Consider the following 16,003-nt stretch of genomic DNA (forward strand, 5'->3'; position numbering starts at 1 on the left):
GTCGGTCCCTGGCGACGGTTCGGATATGGAACGTCTGCCTGAAACAGGAACGAATTCTGCAGGGCCTGGGTTGCGCCAGCCTGCCCGATTAGCTGGAGCCAGATTACCTGGCCGGTTACCTGGGGCTGGCTCCTGTCCTGACTTGATGGCGCTGGCGGGCATAGGCCACGCAGCCGTCTACCGTGCTGACGCAGAGCGCATCGCGGTGGTTCGGCGTGTTGTTGTCGCTGGCGTAGGCAACCTCGGCAACACGGCCGTCGACCATTCGGATTTGCGTGTTGCAATAGCCGCCAGGATCGACATTGAGCGATCCTCCAACCGTCGGGATCGCGCCCACGGCCAAGGTTGGGATCACCACGTTGAGATTGCCGCGTTGAACGGTACGCTGATAGGTCCAGATCTGGCTTCCCCCCGCATCAGCGGTGGCAGTCGGAAAGCCGGCGCACATTCGAACGTCCGCCTCGCTGAGACCGACCATCTCTTTGCGGGCTGCCGACGTTGTGGCGTCTTCCTTCGGGAGGTTCGACGTGTCGTCAGGCGCGACGCAGGAGGACACGATCGAACTGCCGGCCAGGAGAACAAGAGGGACAAGCTTGCGGATGCGGGAAAATATCATGTGACCGCGAAGTTAGGCGAGCAGACAACCGAGTCAACCTGCACAACTTCACGATGTCGTTGGTCGTGCCGTTCGGCTGGACTTGACGCGCGACGGCCCGGATAGCTTCTCACGCTTGCCCGATGATGTCAGGCGTTACGCGATGTAAAATACGTACTTTCCTGACGATGTGAATAAACAAATGCTTTTCAGTCGCACAAAATGATGAAACAATGAAATTGAGATCGGGGAAAATTCGATGCGCAACGTCAGCGGACATGGCAAGCGCCTGTCCTATTACGATTTCGGGCACACGACGGTGTACGCTTCCCGCTTCGACCAGCGCTTCCCCTATTGCGCCTATGTCCCCGACGACTATGACGAGGACGGCGACAAGACCTATCCGCTGGCGGTGATCGTGCATGGCACCGAGCGAGGCATGCTCGCCTACCGGGACGCCTTCGCCGACTTCGCCGAACAGAACGGCGTGATCGTGCTCGCCCCGCTGTTCCCGGCGAATATCTGTTTTCCGGGCGATCTTTCCTCTTACAAGATGCTGCGCCAGGGCGACCTCCACTACGATGCCGTGCTGCTCGACATGGTCGAGGAGATGCGCGAGCGCTATCGCATCCGCGGTGACCGCGTGCTGATGTACGGCTTCTCCGGCGGCGGCCATTTCACCCATCGTTTCCTGTTCCTCCATCCCGAACGTCTGCTGGCGGCATCGATCGGTGCGCCGGGCGTCGTGACCCTGCTCGACTTCGATCACGATTTCTGGGTCGGGGTGCGCGACTTCGAGAAAGTGTTCGGCAAGGCCATCGACCTCGACGCCATGCGCAAGGTCGCCGTGCAGATGGTGATCGGTGGCGACGATCTCCAAACCTGGGAGATCACAATCAAACCGGAGGATGACTGGTGGATGTCCGGCGCCGATCTCGCCGGCGCGACCCGCAACGACCGGATCAGATCGTTGAAGGGCAGCCTGGAGAGACATGGCGTCGAGGTGCAGTTGGATGTCGTGCCTGGCATCGCTCACAACGACGGCGCGCTCATCGCCAAGGTCAAGGAGTTCTTTGCGCGGACATTGAATGCGGGGCCCGCCTGAAAGACTGCAGTCAAACTGGAGATAAAAAATGGGAACAGGATTGATGATGGGAAGACGATTGCTCCAGGTGCTGGCGACAATCGCGGTGATGATTTGTGCACTGCCGGCGATGGCGCAGGAGCAGCCGAAAACCGGCGGCACGCTCAAGGTCCGCATCAACGCAGACATCCGCGCCACCGACGGTCTTAATCGCGATGCAAACACCGACACTGTGCTGCACCATATCTTTGAGACGCTGGTGGCTTATCGCGCCGATCTCACGGTGGGCCCGGCATTGGCCGAATCCTGGACAGTATCGGACGACGGCAAGACCTATGCCTTCACGTTGCGCGACGGCGCGGTTTTCCACAATGGCGACGCCGTGACCTCGTCCGACGTCAAATGGAACTGGGACCGCCGCATGGACCCGGCCAATCAGTGGTTCTGCATTCCCTTCTTCGACGGCAGCCAGGGCCTCAAGGTCGAGCAAGTGGCGACGCCTGATCCACGCACCGTGGTCTTCACGCTCAAGGCGCCGAATGCGCTCTTTCTGGCGCAACTCGCCAGTGTCCAATGCAATGGCTGGGTCGCCAGCCCGAAGAATGTCGGCGCCGACGGCAAGTGGCTCGCCGATTCCGCCATCGGCAGCGGCCCTTTCACGCTGAAGGAATGGGTCAAGGGCCAGTATTTGGCGCTCGAGCGCTTTGCCGACTACAAGCCGGTGAAGGAGGCGCCGAGCGGCTTTGCCGGCAGCCGTGAGGCCTATGTCGACGAGGTGCGCTTCATGGTCATCCCCGACACGGCGGCGGCGGAAACCGCGCTGTTTGCCGGCGAACTCGATGTCCTGCCCGATCTTGAATCATCGCGTGCCGAGGAAGCCAAGTCGCGCGGCATGACGGTGCTGTCGACGCAAGGCCTGTCGTGGACGGTGATCCTGCTGCAGACCAAGGACCCGCTGCTGTCGAACGTCAAAATACGCGAGGCGCTGGCGCATGCCGCCGACATCAACCAGATCGCCGCCGCCAGCACCAGCGGTGCCGCCACGGGAGGTCCCTCGGCCGTCGCCCAGGCGAGCTCGTTCTTCGACGACGACTTCCTCAAATGGCCGGAATACGACCCGGCCAAGGCCAAGGCCCTGCTCGATGAAGCCGGTTACAAGGGCGAGCCGATCAAGATCCAGACCAACACCCGCTACCAGGGCATGTACGAGAACGCCGTGCTGCTGCAGGCGATGTTGACGGCCGCGGGCTTCAACGCCCAGCTCGAAGTGCTGGATTGGGCGGCACAGCTCGACAACTACCTTGTCGGCAAATTCCAGATCCAGTCCTTTGGCTATTCGGCTCGTCTCGATCCGTCGCTGATGTATGGCGTCATCCTTGGCGACAAGGCGACCGACCCGACGGCGCAGTGGGACTGCAAGGAGGCCCTCGATCTGTACACGAAGTCGATGGCCACGACCGACGCCGGGCAACGCAAGGCACTGTTCAAGCAGCTCCATGCACTGATGGCAAAGGATGTGCCGATCCTTGGCCTCTATTACGAGCCGTCCCTCGATGCCGTGTCGGCGAAAGTAAAGGGCTATTCGGTATGGCCCGCGGCAAACCCCCATGTATGGGGTGTCTGGAAAAGCGAATAGGCCGGCGGTTCTCCTGTCGCCGAAAGATCGGAGGCGTATTGCCCTCCGATCTTTCGTTTGAAGGTACCTGGTGGTGAAAACCTGACGGTTGGTACCCGTCATGGAAGACCTCTCTGGGTAGGATTTTGCCTTCACGTTCGCAATTAGAACGAGCAACCAACGCCAATTCCAGTCATTCGTAGCCCTCCTCCAAACCTGACGTTCGCGCTACGGGTGGAAGAACGGCGTGAACGCGGTGTTGACCGCACAGTCCGGCTCTGCCGGTCCTCGACCTTGAGTTCGCCCGCCTCGGTCCCCCCTCGCGAATGATCGGCTCAAAGATCGTCACCATTCGCTCGATATGTGACTTGATGATCGCCCGGTTCTCCTGCATGGCGGCGACGATCATGTCGTGCATGCGCCTTTCCGGGAGTTGACACTCTCGACACTGCGCGAGAAAGGGGCGCATCTTCGAGGCGCCCGCGTCCGCGACTGAGGCGGGCGCTCTTCCATACGAAAGGAACACCCCTATGAGGATCGGAATCATCGGCGCTGGAAACATCGGCGCCACATTGGTGCGAATGCTTCGGCGCGTCCTCTCCTTAAAGCCGTCATCGGGCTTGCAATGCGGTGACGCATTATGACGTTGGCTGCATGAGCACGTCCGCACAACCAGTGCGTCTGGTCCGCTCCGAAAAGAAGCGGCGTCGCATCCCCATTGCAGTCATCATGGCGATGAGTTTCGGCAGCCTCGTGTTCCTGTCGGTCGGCGGCGTGCTCGCATTGTCGGTCGGCGCCAACCTTCGCAACACTTTCGACCTGCTCGGCGCCCAGTCGACGCTCCTGATCGATGCGATGGAGGATTTGCTGCGCGCCGAGATGGGGCGCGCCGAGAGCGCCGTGGATGGCGTCGCGCAGCTCTACAAGCAGGGCGAGTTCCAGATCGACGACGAGGCGATGTCGGCGGCACTTGCCAGTGCGCTGGCGGCAGCGCCGGGGGTGAACGCAATGTTGATCTGCACACCCGACCTGATTTGCAGGGGGGCGGCGGTGACCGGGGACAACGACGCCAAATATCCTGCCGGAACGATCCGGAAACTCCCCGCCGAGACCGAGAAATCGCCGCAAGTGCGCGCCGTTCTTGAAGAGCGCCAACAGGTCGGCGGACGCCGGTGGGGCGCCTTCGTGGCCAACGAATATGGCTTGTTCGCCAACGTCTCGGCGCCGCTGTCACGCGATGGCGCCACGAAGGCCTGGGTGATCGCCGCGGTGGAACTGCAGAACTTGTCCAAAATCACGCAGGAACTGTCGTCGCGCTTCGGCACGCATGCCTTCATTCTGGATGGCGACGGATCCATCCTGGCGGACCAGCGGCTGGCTTCCCCGGATGCGCTGAAGAACGGCATCCTGCCGCTGACGCCGCTCGCCAATTTCGGCGATCCGGTTCTCGCCGGATATGAGGCGCGCAAACCGGAAGCGGAGTTCGGCACGCAGCGTACCCGCGATATCGAGGTTGCCGAAATCCAGGTTGACGACAAGAACGGTTCGACGTCATGGGACGGAGAGAACACTTACGTCGCTATTACCCGTGAGATCACCGGCTATGGCGACCGGCCCTGGACGCTCGGCGCATATTTCAAGACCAGTCAGATCGGTGACGAAATCGAGCGCGTCATGGGATCGGCCATGCTTGGACTTGGCGCGATGGCGGTGGCGTTCATCGTCGCGATTCTTCTCGGCAAGCGCCTGTCGCGCCCGATCCAGGCGATTGCCGGCCAGGCCACGCGCGTCGCCGATTTCGATCTCGACGGCGTGACCCCCCTGCCGCGCAGCAGGGTGCTGGAGTTGGACAACCAGGCTTCGGCGTTCAATGCCATGCTGATCGGTCTGCGTGCATTCTCGACCTATATTCCGCGCTCGCTGGTGGCCAAGCTGGTGCGCACCGGAGAGATCGGCATCGCCGAACCGCGCGAAGCGGTCGTCACCGTCATGTTCACCGACATCGCCGGCTTCACCACGCTGTCGGAGCAGATGGACGCCGCCGCCGCGGCCAGGCTGCTGAACCACCACTTCGCGATCCTGTGCGGCGCGGTCGATGCACATGGCGGTACTGTCGACAAGTTCCTGGGCGACGGCATGCTGGCGTTCTTCGGCGCGCCGGATCGTCTGAAGGGCCATGCCGCTGCGGCCGTCCGCGCAGCCGCAGCCATCCGCGAGGAACTGGACAAGGACAATCTGGAAGCGGCTGGCGAAGGCCGGCCTCCGCTTCATGTCCGCATCGGCATCCACACGGGCTCCGTCATCGTCGGCAATATCGGCGCATCCGACCGCGTCAACTATACGATCGTCGGCGACACCGTGAACGTCAGCCAGCGGCTGCAGGACCTCGGCAAGCAGCTCGAACCGGGCGCTACCGCCGCAATCGCCATTTCCGGCGAGACCGCGTCGCGGCTCGACGAAAGGTTCGAAAGGATCCCGGCGGGCAAGCACCGACTGCGCGGCCGCGGCGAGGCGACGGAGGTCTTCCAGCTTGGCAAAGTCGCGACGTCAGCATCGCCCCCTATGGACGTTCACCGCGCCCAAGCGGGCTGAGGTAACATGCCACTTCCATGCCGCTGATCGGCGGCTTGAAGAAGCCGACGGCTTTGGGAATGATTGGAGCCGGGTCACCTAGCGCCGTAGCTGATTTCAATTGGAACGGCAGGAACGGTGCAAAGTCGCTGGTTCCGGGGAACGTCCGGTTACGAGCCGCCAAATCGGCCCAGCAAGGACCGGTTTGGGTCACCACTTCCCCTTCGGACTCTCCCGCGGAGGGGAGAAAAGTGGTCGTGAGCTGTATTCGCCCCCGGCACCAAGCGTTGGATGTTCATCACCAGCGTCACGACGTGCCGCCGTCCGGCGTCGAAAGCTGGACAAAGGTCAGGCTTCGTTCAAGGTGACCTGGTCGCCCAGCCTGATCTTGCCCGGTTCGATGATTTGGCAGAGCGCGCCGAAGCCGCCCTCGCCATGGCGCGCTATGGTTTGCAGCACTGCCGGCTCGAAGGCGAGATCGCCTTGCGCCAGCGCCGTGAAGGTGCAGCGCGCGCACGGTTCCGAGATCACGATCCGCGCCTTGCCGATCGCCAGCACTTTCCCGATGATCTGCTGCTCGACGAAACCTTCCCGCGAAGCGTCGGTTTCGATCACGATGTTGGGCCGGAACCGCCTGGAATCCACTTGCGAAGGATCCTCAAGCAGGCCAGCGAGCCTGTTCATCGAGGCTGACGTGACGATATGGATGTCGGCGCGCTGATAGCGTGGCGCGATATGATCCCGGGCTTCCGAGCCGAAGCGGACATGTGGGTGCAGCGCCGCCGGGAAATCGAGGAAGGCCGAAACCAGCTCGTCTGCGAGGCTGGAGCCGGCATCGATCCAGGAGCCGCCCAGGCCGATTTCCGGCCGGTCGCCCTTCAGCCTTGCAACAAGGTTGGGCAGCGGTCGCCAGTGTTTTCGCTTCTCCGGCGCGGCAACAGCGCCGTCGCGCCGGTCGATGATGCCCCAGATCCGATCACCCGGAATCCCGCCCTGCGCAAGCTCAGTCCCGTCCAGCCGTTCGCCGCCCATCGAACTGATGGGGTATCGCCAGATCTCCGTGATACGGCCAAACGCTGTCATGGTGCGGCGACGAGCCATGCCGCCCTCATCGAGCCACTGCCTTGCGTGCGCCCGCGCCATCGGCGAAATGGCGATCGATCAGCATCGCCGCATCGAGAAGGGCGCGTGTGTAGGCGTGGCGCGGTCGATCGAAGACGTCGTCGCGGTCGCCGATCTCGACAATCCTTCCGTCCTGCATGACGGCGACCCGATCGGCAACCTGCTCCACCGCACCCAGATCATGCGAGACGAACAGGCAGGCGAACCCGTAGCGTTCCTGCAACGACCGGATCAGAAGCAGGATCTGTTTCTGCACCGTCATGTCGAGCGCCGAGACCGGCTCGTCGGCGACGACGAAGGCCGGTCGCCTGACGATCGCCCGGGCGATCGCGACGCGCTGGCGCTGGCCGCCCGAAAGCTGATGCGGGAAACGCTCGAGAAGGTCGCGCGTCAGCCCCACTTCCTCGATGACCTCATCCATGCGCGCGGTCCGCCGCTTGCGGCCCAATTCGGTGTCGAGCTTCAGTGGCTCGGTGATGATCTTGGCAATCGACTGGCGAGGGTCGAGCGACGAATAGGGGTCCTGGAAGACGATCTGCATGCCACGACGCTGCACACGCGCATCAGCGGATCGATCGTTTGCAATCGCCGTGCCAAGAAACGAGATCGTTCCACTGGCCGGCCTGACGAGACCGACAATGGCGCGCCCGAGGGTCGTCTTGCCGGAGCCCGACGCGCCGACCAGCGCCAGGGTTTCGCCGCGCCGGATGGTCAGGTCGACGCCGTCGACGGCGCGCTTCGGCTGCGCGCGCCCAAACAGCCTTGGACGGCCCGGATAGTCGATGACGACATTGCTGATCTCGACCAGGGGCGGGCCGTCGACGGTTTTTCTCGATCCGCCGGCACTGCGCCTGGGAAGCGCATCCACCAACCGCTTCGTGTAATCGTGCTGCGGTGTGTGAAGCACCTGGGTGCTGCTTCCCTGTTCGACCGCCTTGCCTTCGCACATCACCGTCACGTTGTTCACATAGTGCGACACCATGCCGAGGTCGTGGCTGATCAGCAGGACGGCGGTTCCGTTCTCCCGCGTCAGCTCGACCATCAGGTCAAGCACGTCGCGCTGCACCAGCGTGTCGAGCGCGGTGGTCGGCTCGTCGGCGATCAGCAGGCGCGGCTTGAGCAGCATGACCGATGCGAGCATGATGCGTTGGCGCATGCCGCCGGAGAATTCGTGCGGATAGGCCGCAAGGCATTTGCCGGGATCCTTGATCTGGATCCGCTCCAGCATTGCCAGCGAGCGGTCCTTTATCTCGGCGCGCGACAGGGCGCTATGCAGGCGCAGACCCTCCGCCATCTGCTCGCCGATGGTGACGGCGGGATTGAGCGAGACCATCGGCTCCTGGAAAACCATGCCGATCCGCGCACCGCGTATCTGGCGCAGCGCCTTTGGAGCGAGGCCGGTGAGCTCTTGTCCTTCGAAGTGGATGCTGCTGTCCGGCGTCGTGACCAGCGGGGCAGGGAGCAAGCTCACGATCGAGCGGGCCGCCATCGTCTTGCCCGAACCGGATTCGCCGACCAGCGCCAGCATGTCACTGGGGGCGAGGTCGAAATTCAGCCCGTCGACGATCCGCTTTCCCGATGGCCCGACCGAGATCGACAGATTGCGCACTGAAAGCATCGTGTTGTTGTCCGCGGTCGGCACGAGCATGTTTCCAGGACCTACATTTTCGGGTCGAGCCAGTCGCGCATCGCGTCGCCCAGCATGTTGATGCCGAGCAGCGTGATCGAGATGCAGAGACCCGGCAGGATGATCAGATGCGGCGCCTGGCCGATATAGGGCCGAGCCGTCGACAGCATGTTGCCCCAGCTCGGCGCTGGAGGTGGGACGCCCAGTCCAAGGAAGCTCAGCGCGCTCTCCGACAGGATGATCCAGCCGAACATTGTGGTGGCGAGCACGATGATCGGGGCGACGCAGTTGGGCAGCACGTGCCGCGCCATGGTGATGATCTCGCTGTTGCCCATCACCCGCGAGGCCTCGACATATTCCCGCTCGCGAATGGACATCACCGAGGCCCGCACCACGCGCACCACGATCGGCATGTAGGCAAGCCCGAGCGCAACGATGATCCCCTCGCGGCTGGCGCCGATCACCGCCATCAGGCCGAGCGCCAGAAGCAGGCCGGGGAAGGCGAGGAAGGCGTCGTTGACCATCATGACGACGCGATCGACCCAGCCGCGCAGGAAACCGGCGAGAACGCCGAACACGATGCCGAGGATCAAGGCGAAGGCGACTGTCGCAAAAGCGATCCAGGCGCTGGTCCGCGCGCCGCTGGCGAGGCGGCTGAGCACGTCGCGCCCGAACTCGTCGGCGCCGAGCAGGTGCTGGGGCGACGGCCCGTTGAGCCGCGACGGCAGATCGAGCTTGAGCGGATCGTAGGGCGCGATCCACGGGCCGAACACAGCCAGAAGGATCAATGCCCCAGTGACGGCGATCCCGAAGGTCGCATTGAATTTCAGGCCGGGCCGGCCGAGCGCACGGGCGATCATGCGGCGACCCTCGGATCGAGCAGCGGATAGACGAGGTCGACGAGAAGGTTGACCACGACATAGATGAAGGCGATGAACAGCATCGTTCCCTGAATCACCGGATAGTCGCGGGCATAGATGGCGTCGACCAGCAGCCGGCCGAGGCCGGGAATGGTGAAGACGGTCTCGATGACGACGATGCTGGAAAGCAGGCTGCCGAGCACCAGGCCGATCAGGGTCAAGGTGGGCGCGAAGGCGTTCTTGAAAGCATGGCGCCACATCACAGCGCTTTCGGAAAGTCCCTTTGCCCGCGCATGGGTGATGTATTCCAGCCGCGCCACCTCGATCGTGCTGGCCCTGGCCATGCGCGCGATCGGGCCGGACTCGACGAGCACCAGGGTGACCACGGGCAGGATCACATAGAGAGCGGCTTGCGCGAAGTCGCGGCTGAAGGGCACGTAGCCGACAATTGGCAGCCAGCCGAGATAGAGACCGAAGATCAGCATCAGCATCAGACCCAGCCAGAAACTGGGGATCGAGAGCAGGATGGTCGAGGTGGCGACGACAGTGATGTCGCCAAGACTGTCCTGTCTCCAGGCGGCCAGCATGCCGGCCGGCACGGCGATGGCGGAGGCGACAAGCACGGCCAGGAGGACGATGATCGAGGAGACGGCAAAACGGTCGAGGATCAGCGGCAGCACCTCTTGCCCGCTGCCGATCGAGCGCCCGAAATCGCCTGTAAGGACGTTGCCGGCCCAGATCAGATATTGCACCACCACGGGCTGGTCGAGCCCCATCCGATGCCGCATGGCTTCGACCTGTCCGGGCTGTGCGAGGTCTCCCAGCATCAGCGTCGCAGGGTCACCGGGGATGAAGCGCATCATCACGAAGACCGCAACCGACACCAGGATCAGGGTCGGTATGGCGCTGGCGATGCGGGTCAGGACAAAGCGGACCATCGTTTCTCCTGTGATATCGAAGGTCTCGCCCGTGCCGACATCGCCTTCTCGGCGCGCTCGCGGACCTCCTCGTCGAGGGTGAGTTCGTAGCGGGTGAATTCGCGGTTCTCGGCCGGCAACGGTGCGATCTCCATGACGCCGGCGGCTGGTTCGAAGACGATCATCGCCACCGTCGCCGAGAGATTGCCGCCTTTCTTCCTGATCCGCGGACGACAGACGCTGAACGGCGAAGCGAAATCGTCGAAGAGGGCTTCCTTCAAATCGTCGACCGTGACGTCCCCATGCCGCGCCGACAGGCGACGGCGCACGCGGTGGTCCCGGTAGAGACTGTCCGGCACGTCGCGAAGCCCGGTTTCGCGCAGCTTCGACAACGCCACCGGGTTCTGCCAGTGATTGGCGTGGACGATCATGTCGTCGTCCGGATAGATGGCGAAGGCCTCGTCCGGCGCGCATTCGAAATCGACCGTGAAGCCCTCGGCGGTGCTGAGCATCATGTTGTTGGAGCCGGATTTCGGTGTCGTCGCCACCACCTTGATGGCGTCGGCGAAATGCTGCGCTTCAAGCGCCCGGCGCCGGATGAAGGGCAGCGGAATTCCGATGTCGCGGTAGTCGCGATCCGATTCGAGATAGTTCGCGGTGATGCCGATGCCGGCCGCGTTGAAGCCGCTGCGCGCCAGTCCGCCGGCTTCGGTGAAGGTCAGGAGGTCCGGCCCGTCCGTTCGCCGGATGCGCAGCACCACCGAGGTCTCGGCGCATTCGGCCTTCCAGTCCCAGTTCTGGCCATGGATGAGCCTGCCGTTGCGGGCTGCCTCCGGCAAGATCACAGCGCCCGTGCAGCCGTCGGGCTCGTCGTCGGAAATGCCCTTCTCGCGCCGGGCGAGCTGCAGGATTTCGGTACGCGCATTGACCAGGACGATCGATGACAGGTCGAGATTGGCGCCTGACGCGATCCCTTGCATTTCCTCGACGAGATCGGGCGCCCATTGCCGCAAGCGAGGCAGGAAGATTTCGGAAAACCGCGCGACATCGTCCCGCCCGAAGCCGAACCGGTCGAGTTGCCCGGCGTAGAGCGCCACCGAAGCGCCGATGCGACCGCGCGCCTGTTCGCCATAGGCCATGCCGCGCGCTTTCGGCGCTCCTTCGATCTCGACAAGCGGAAAAGGTGCGACTGTTGTCATCAAGGGAAGCCTCAACTCGTTGAGTTCGGATACTAATGCATTTTGATTGAATGAAAAGCAGGAAAATTCGATAGATTGCCAGTTCGAACTGCGTGGCGCATATCTATAATGCGAAGATGCGTACGCCTGAGGAAGTGCCTATGAATGAAACGATCATCGACCGGCCGGCGCGCGGCGAGGCGGCCAGTCCGCTGCAGATCGATCTGGCGCGGCGGATCCTGGAGCGGATCAGGGATTCGGGCTGGACGGTTGGAACCCGCGTCTCGGTGCCCGACCTTGCCCGCACCTTCGGCGTCTCGCGTTCTCCGATCAGCGCGGCGTTGGAGCTGCTGGTCGCCCAAGGCATCTTGAGCCCGTTCGAGACGAGGGGGCTGCAATTGGCGCGCGAGGTCGCCGACCTCGACCCTGAAGATATCCTGCCCAGTTCACCGCTCGAGGAGCTTTACCGCAGGATGATGCGCGAGCGCGCGCTCGGCCAGCTGCCGCAGGAGGTGTCCGAGGCGGAACTGATGCCGCGCTATCAGGTGTCGCGCGGCGTCGTGCGCAAGCTTTTGCTCCGCTTTGCCGCCGAAGGGCTGGTGCAGCGCCTGCCGGGGCATGGCTGGCGTTTCGCCGACACACTGGTCGGCGAGGACGCCTACCGGGAAAGCTATGAATTCCGGACGGCCGTCGAATGCGCGGCGCTGCGGTCGCCCATGTTCAATGCGGATCCTCAGCAGCTGGCGCCGGTCCGCCGCGCTCACCAGCGTATCCTGGCGATCGTGTCGACGGGCAAGACGTTGATCGGCGGCGACGAATGGTTCCGGATCAACGCATCCTTTCACGAAGGGCTTGCGGCCTGTTCCGGCAACCGGTTCCTGGCGGATGCGGTGCGCCAGCAGAACAATCTGCGCCGGTTGCAGGAGTCGGCGGGTTTCGAGGAACTGCCGGCGGAACGCATCGAGCAGTCCTGCCGGGAACATCTGGCCATCCTCGATGCCGTCGAGGCGGGCGAGATCGAATGGGCCGAGGCGCTGCTGCGCCAGCATCTAAGGCAGGCATCCGAGTTCGCTTCGCCGCAGCGCTCGATCTGATGCCTGCGATGTCCGCGACGGTGAGCATTTCCGTCGTCATTTTCCGCGCCGCCTGATCACCGCTGACAGCACCGAGACGACGGCGACCGCAGCCCGCATGCTGGCCGCTCAGTGAGCCAATGCGCTGACGCCATCCGGCATCGATGCGGGACTGGCCGATCTGGAACGAGCGTCTCCGCTCCGTCAAATGCCGGGATTTTTGGGACCGATTTTCAGCGGCGCATCATTTTCATCCGGATTGGGAACAGGAGCTTCGTCGGGAAGTCTGTCCGGGTCCGGCTCACGCACCGGCTTCGGTTCAGGAAACGGCGGCGGTGTGGGCGCGGGAGTGGGCGTTGGTTCGGGAGTGGGAAGAATGGCCATGGTGTGATTTCCTTCCGCTCGCACTCTGCCTTGGCGGGTCGCCGACGTCGGCTGGGATTTTTGAAGCCACCCGTTTCGATCGGTTTTCGCTCGGGCTGACGCACGCAGAACGACCACGCATGCCTATGGTTCCGACGCGAACTCCGATGATCCAGCAGGCATCGGCATTCGTGGCCGGACGGGGCCGTCAGAAAAGTGATCGAACGGTCCGCCCATGAGGGCCTTGCCGGCGTCGTGGAGCGACATAATTTCCATTTCAGGGTGGGACGAACTCACCTGCTGAATAGGAGGCGGCCGTGAAGCACCAAACACTTGACCAACTGCATACCGTTGCCGACGTTCACGCTGAAGCAACAGACCTCGTAACGACTCGAAGCCAGCGTCTCGAACGTTGGGCGAAACTGCTGGAGAAAAATCCCGATCGACGTCTCGAAGCGTTGACCGGCACCGAATACAAGTCCCCTGAGATACGCGAGAAAATGCGTTACAACGACTCGCCTCTCACGGTTGCCTTCGAGGACCCGATCTTTCGCGCGCAAGGCTTGAGAGATGACACCTACGGTGAAGCCAAGCGCTTCTTCGAGCTGACCGACTGGCAGCTGCACGAAATCGTCTGCCATTGCCATGTCGGCGCCTCGATACGAGCGCGATGGGCTGCCTCTCGCGTCCGCGCGGCAATGTCCGAGAGGTTTGGTTTCTTCGCCTGGCTGCGAGGAATATTCATGCACTGACGATTCGGGCATTGACGCTACGGGCATTCACGCTGCCGGCATTTATGTTGGGGGCCGGCATGTTCGGGTGATGGGGGCGGCGAAGTGATTTCCACGCCTCGCATCAGTGGTGGTTGATGAGCGGATAGGCCGTTTCGGCGGCGATCCGCCATCGGCGAAGCTCGAACCATAGGCTCGATACCACAGGGATGGGCGGATTTCAGTCGGCGGGCGCCCTGTACACACTCCTAGCCGATGATCCTGAATCCGTTCGGCTCCTGGCCGGCATCGACGTCGTGGGATGTCACGCTGGAGACCGACGCTCCGGTCGGCCCTTTCCACAACCGGTCCAACATGGTCGAAACCGCGCCGTCGGCTCCGACGATCAGTGCGGTTACGGATCCATCTTCCTCATTGCGAACCCACCCGGACAGACCGAGCCTCTCGGCCTCGGTCCGCGTCCACACGCGAAACGAGACGCCTTGCACCCTTCCCCTCAGTCTGACGCGTACCGCCTTGCGCCCGTTCTCCATGGTCACCTCCGTGCAGTTGGTTTGTTCACACCTTCAACTCACCAGCGGCGAAAAAGGCTCCGCCATCACATTTACGCATGATCTCGGCAACGGAACCATGCGGCGGCGGCTTTGTTTAAAAGACGGACAGCTGCAGGTTGCTGGGCCTCGGAGCCACGATTTCATGACCAACGATTCTCCAACGGGAGGCGCCATCCCGGCATCCGTTCCGACGATCGATCCGAAAGCCGCGCCGACGCTTCAACACGCCGAGGCCGAGGTCTTTTATACAGAGGCGATCCGCGAACTCGCCGCGACGGACATCCCCTTTCTTGTCGCCGGCACCTACGCGGTGAGCGCCTATACGGGCGTCACGCGCCAGACCAAAGACCTCGACATTTTCTGCAAGGCCGGCGACTTTGCCCGCATCCTCGCCCATTTCAAGCAGGCCGGTTTTGCGGTCGAGATCGTGGACGACCGGTGGCTTGGCAAGGTCTTCAAGAGCACGCATTTCTTTGACGTCATATTCGCATCCGCGAACGGCACCATGCCGGTCGGCGACGAGTGGCTGGAGCATGCTCGGCAGATCGAGCTGCTGGGCAGTCAGGTGCGGATCGTCGGTCCGACCGAGCTTATCTGGTCCAAATGCTTCATCCAGGACAGGGGCCGCCACGACGGCGCCGACATCGCTCACACCATCCTCAAGGCGCAGGATCAGATCGATTGGCGCCGGCTGCTTTCCTACCTCGAAGTTCACTGGGAGGTGCTGTTGATGCAGCTTCTGAATTTTCGATGGATCTATCCGAGCGAGCGCGATCACATTCCCGCCTGGCTGCTCGACGAATTGCTTGACCGGCTCGCCAAGCAGAGGGAGTTGCCTACGCCCCGAATGAAGATCTGCCGCGGGCGCCTGCTTTCGCCGACCGACTACGAGATCGACGTCAAGGAATGGGGCTTTGCCGGCGTCGGCGGAACAGGAGAATTTCGCGATGGCTGAGAGGAACAAGGCTGCTACGGCAAAGGTCGAGAACGGCGGCACCGTGAGGATTGCGGCTGTCGGCGACCTGCATGTGCGGGAAGACGCGCAGGCCTCCTGCCGTGATCTCTTCGGCGAGGTCTCGCGCGAAGCGGACGTCCTCGTGCTCACTGGCGACCTCACCAATCTCGGCAAGCCGCGTGAGGCCGAAATCCTTGCGGAGGATTTGCGCGCCTGCGCAATCCCGGTCGTCGCCGTGCTCGGCAACCATGACTATGAATCCGGCGCGGTCGAGGACGTTGCCCACATCCTGCGGCAGGCGGGCGTCCATCTTCTTGACGGCCAGACCACGGAAATCAAGGACGTCGGCTTTGTCGGCGTGAAGGGGTTCATTGGCGGTTTTGGATCGCGCATGCTCGGCTCCTTCGGCGAGCCGGCGATCAAGGCGATGGTCGCCGAAAGCGTCAGCGAATCGATGCGCCTCGAAAACGCAATGCGGCAGGTCCGCACCGAGCGCACGCTTGTCGTCCTGCACTACGCTCCGGTGGTCGAGACGGTCGCCGGCGAGCCATTGGAGATTTTTCCGTTCCTGGGCTCGTCGCGCCTGGCGGAGACGATCGACCGGTTCAAGGTCAGCGCCGTGGTGCATGGCCACGCGCATCGCGGCGTCTATGAAGGTCGCACGCCCGGCGGCGCCCCGGTCTACAACGTCGCCATGCACGTGGCGAAGCCGACCGGCCGTCCCTACGCCCTGCTCGAAATCTGAACACCCCGCGCCT

The 16,003-nt window shown here is 63.1% G+C and carries 15 protein-coding genes; 7 read left to right on the plus strand and 8 right to left on the minus strand.

Going from position 1 to position 16,003, the window contains the following annotated elements; genetic code table 11:
- Window positions 1–115: 115 nt before the first annotated feature.
- A complete protein-coding gene (locus AC0L17_RS09230) occupies window positions 116–616 on the minus strand; it encodes a hypothetical protein (RefSeq protein ID WP_473515582.1) in 501 nt (166 codons plus the stop codon).
- Window positions 617–854: 238 nt separating this feature from the next.
- Between AC0L17_RS09230 and AC0L17_RS09235 the strand changes: the two genes are divergently transcribed.
- From AC0L17_RS09235 to AC0L17_RS09245, 3 genes are all read left to right on the plus strand, one after another.
- A complete protein-coding gene (locus AC0L17_RS09235; RefSeq protein ID WP_473515583.1) occupies window positions 855–1,700 on the plus strand; it encodes an alpha/beta hydrolase in 846 nt (281 codons plus the stop codon).
- A gap of 28 nt (window positions 1,701–1,728) precedes the next feature.
- A complete protein-coding gene (locus AC0L17_RS09240; RefSeq protein ID WP_473515584.1) occupies window positions 1,729–3,315 on the plus strand; it encodes an ABC transporter substrate-binding protein in 1,587 nt (528 codons plus the stop codon).
- A 633-nt stretch (window positions 3,316–3,948) separates the two neighbouring features.
- Complete coding sequence (locus AC0L17_RS09245; protein ID WP_473515585.1) at window positions 3,949–5,886, plus strand: adenylate/guanylate cyclase domain-containing protein; 1,938 nt, start codon at window positions 3,949–3,951, stop codon at window positions 5,884–5,886.
- A gap of 327 nt (window positions 5,887–6,213) precedes the next feature.
- Here the strand turns inward: AC0L17_RS09245 and AC0L17_RS09250 are convergent, their stop codons facing one another.
- Genes AC0L17_RS09250 through AC0L17_RS09270 form a run of 5 tightly spaced genes read right to left on the minus strand, consistent with a single transcriptional unit; the run spans window position 6,214 to window position 11,590 of the window.
- On the minus strand, window positions 6,214–6,966 hold the full coding sequence (locus tag AC0L17_RS09250; RefSeq protein ID WP_473515586.1) for an MOSC domain-containing protein: 753 nt from the start codon (window positions 6,964–6,966) through the stop codon (window positions 6,214–6,216).
- Window positions 6,967–6,973: 7 nt separating this feature from the next.
- Window positions 6,974–8,605 (minus strand): ABC transporter ATP-binding protein, encoded by a 1,632-nt coding sequence (locus AC0L17_RS09255; RefSeq protein ID WP_473515678.1) that lies wholly within the window; start codon window positions 8,603–8,605, stop codon window positions 6,974–6,976.
- Window positions 8,606–8,646: 41 nt separating this feature from the next.
- On the minus strand, window positions 8,647–9,474 hold the full coding sequence (locus tag AC0L17_RS09260) for an ABC transporter permease (RefSeq protein WP_473515587.1): 828 nt from the start codon (window positions 9,472–9,474) through the stop codon (window positions 8,647–8,649).
- Window positions 9,471–10,412, minus strand: coding sequence for an ABC transporter permease (locus AC0L17_RS09265; protein WP_128166591.1), 942 nt, complete (start codon window positions 10,410–10,412; stop codon window positions 9,471–9,473). The genes AC0L17_RS09260 and AC0L17_RS09265 overlap by 4 nt, the downstream gene beginning before the upstream one ends.
- Complete coding sequence (locus AC0L17_RS09270; protein WP_473515588.1) at window positions 10,394–11,590, minus strand: C45 family autoproteolytic acyltransferase/hydolase; 1,197 nt, start codon at window positions 11,588–11,590, stop codon at window positions 10,394–10,396. Before AC0L17_RS09270 ends, AC0L17_RS09265 begins: the two co-directional genes overlap by 19 nt.
- A gap of 140 nt (window positions 11,591–11,730) precedes the next feature.
- On the opposite strand from AC0L17_RS09270, the gene AC0L17_RS09275 reads away from it, so the two are divergent.
- On the plus strand, window positions 11,731–12,663 hold the full coding sequence (locus AC0L17_RS09275; RefSeq protein ID WP_236377224.1) for a GntR family transcriptional regulator: 933 nt from the start codon (window positions 11,731–11,733) through the stop codon (window positions 12,661–12,663).
- 183 nt (window positions 12,664–12,846) lie between these two features.
- On the opposite strand, the gene AC0L17_RS09280 is transcribed toward AC0L17_RS09275, so the two are convergent.
- Window positions 12,847–13,026, minus strand: a complete 180-nt coding sequence (locus AC0L17_RS09280; protein WP_077374092.1) for a hypothetical protein — start codon at window positions 13,024–13,026, stop codon at window positions 12,847–12,849.
- A gap of 296 nt (window positions 13,027–13,322) precedes the next feature.
- On the opposite strand from AC0L17_RS09280, the gene AC0L17_RS09285 reads away from it, so the two are divergent.
- The gene (locus AC0L17_RS09285; RefSeq protein ID WP_473515589.1) at window positions 13,323–13,757 is read left to right on the plus strand and encodes a hypothetical protein; all 435 of its coding nucleotides are present in this window, start codon (window positions 13,323–13,325) and stop codon (window positions 13,755–13,757) included.
- Window positions 13,758–13,984: 227 nt separating this feature from the next.
- Here the strand turns inward: AC0L17_RS09285 and AC0L17_RS09290 are convergent, their stop codons facing one another.
- Window positions 13,985–14,269: an acylphosphatase gene (locus AC0L17_RS09290; RefSeq protein WP_473515590.1), complete on the minus strand. Its 285-nt coding sequence runs from the start codon at window positions 14,267–14,269 to the stop codon at window positions 13,985–13,987.
- Window positions 14,270–14,432: 163 nt separating this feature from the next.
- On the opposite strand from AC0L17_RS09290, the gene AC0L17_RS09295 reads away from it, so the two are divergent.
- Window positions 14,433–15,245, plus strand: coding sequence for a nucleotidyltransferase family protein (locus tag AC0L17_RS09295; protein WP_091600389.1), 813 nt, complete (start codon window positions 14,433–14,435; stop codon window positions 15,243–15,245).
- Complete coding sequence (locus AC0L17_RS09300) at window positions 15,238–15,990, plus strand: metallophosphoesterase family protein (RefSeq protein ID WP_473515591.1); 753 nt, start codon at window positions 15,238–15,240, stop codon at window positions 15,988–15,990. The genes AC0L17_RS09295 and AC0L17_RS09300 overlap by 8 nt, the downstream gene beginning before the upstream one ends.
- Window positions 15,991–16,003: the final 13 nt, after the last annotated feature.

The organism is Mesorhizobium sp. WSM4829 (assembly GCF_055811475.1).

Bases quoted from the DNA above. Each gene is read 5' to 3' on its own strand.
- AC0L17_RS09280 (WP_077374092.1), bottom strand. From the start codon at position 13,026: ATGGCCATTCTTCCCACTCCCGAACCAACGCCCACTCCCGCGCCCACA.
- AC0L17_RS09240 (WP_473515584.1), top strand. From the start codon at position 1,729: ATGGGAACAGGATTGATGATGGGAAGACGATTGCTCCAGGTGCTGGCG.
- AC0L17_RS09255 (WP_473515678.1), bottom strand. From the start codon at position 8,605: ATGCTTTCAGTGCGCAATCTGTCGATCTCGGTCGGGCCATCGGGAAAG.
- AC0L17_RS09235 (WP_473515583.1), top strand. From the start codon at position 855: ATGCGCAACGTCAGCGGACATGGCAAGCGCCTGTCCTATTACGATTTC.
- AC0L17_RS09300 (WP_473515591.1), top strand. From the start codon at position 15,238: ATGGCTGAGAGGAACAAGGCTGCTACGGCAAAGGTCGAGAACGGCGGC.
- AC0L17_RS09270 (WP_473515588.1), bottom strand. From the start codon at position 11,590: ATGACAACAGTCGCACCTTTTCCGCTTGTCGAGATCGAAGGAGCGCCG.
- AC0L17_RS09290 (WP_473515590.1), bottom strand. From the start codon at position 14,269: ATGGAGAACGGGCGCAAGGCGGTACGCGTCAGACTGAGGGGAAGGGTG.
- AC0L17_RS09295 (WP_091600389.1), top strand. From the start codon at position 14,433: ATGACCAACGATTCTCCAACGGGAGGCGCCATCCCGGCATCCGTTCCG.
- AC0L17_RS09245 (WP_473515585.1), top strand. From the start codon at position 3,949: ATGAGCACGTCCGCACAACCAGTGCGTCTGGTCCGCTCCGAAAAGAAG.
- AC0L17_RS09230 (WP_473515582.1), bottom strand. From the start codon at position 616: ATGATATTTTCCCGCATCCGCAAGCTTGTCCCTCTTGTTCTCCTGGCC.
- AC0L17_RS09260 (WP_473515587.1), bottom strand. From the start codon at position 9,474: ATGATCGCCCGTGCGCTCGGCCGGCCCGGCCTGAAATTCAATGCGACC.
- AC0L17_RS09275 (WP_236377224.1), top strand. From the start codon at position 11,731: ATGAATGAAACGATCATCGACCGGCCGGCGCGCGGCGAGGCGGCCAGT.
- AC0L17_RS09250 (WP_473515586.1), bottom strand. From the start codon at position 6,966: ATGGCTCGTCGCCGCACCATGACAGCGTTTGGCCGTATCACGGAGATC.
- AC0L17_RS09265 (WP_128166591.1), bottom strand. From the start codon at position 10,412: ATGGTCCGCTTTGTCCTGACCCGCATCGCCAGCGCCATACCGACCCTG.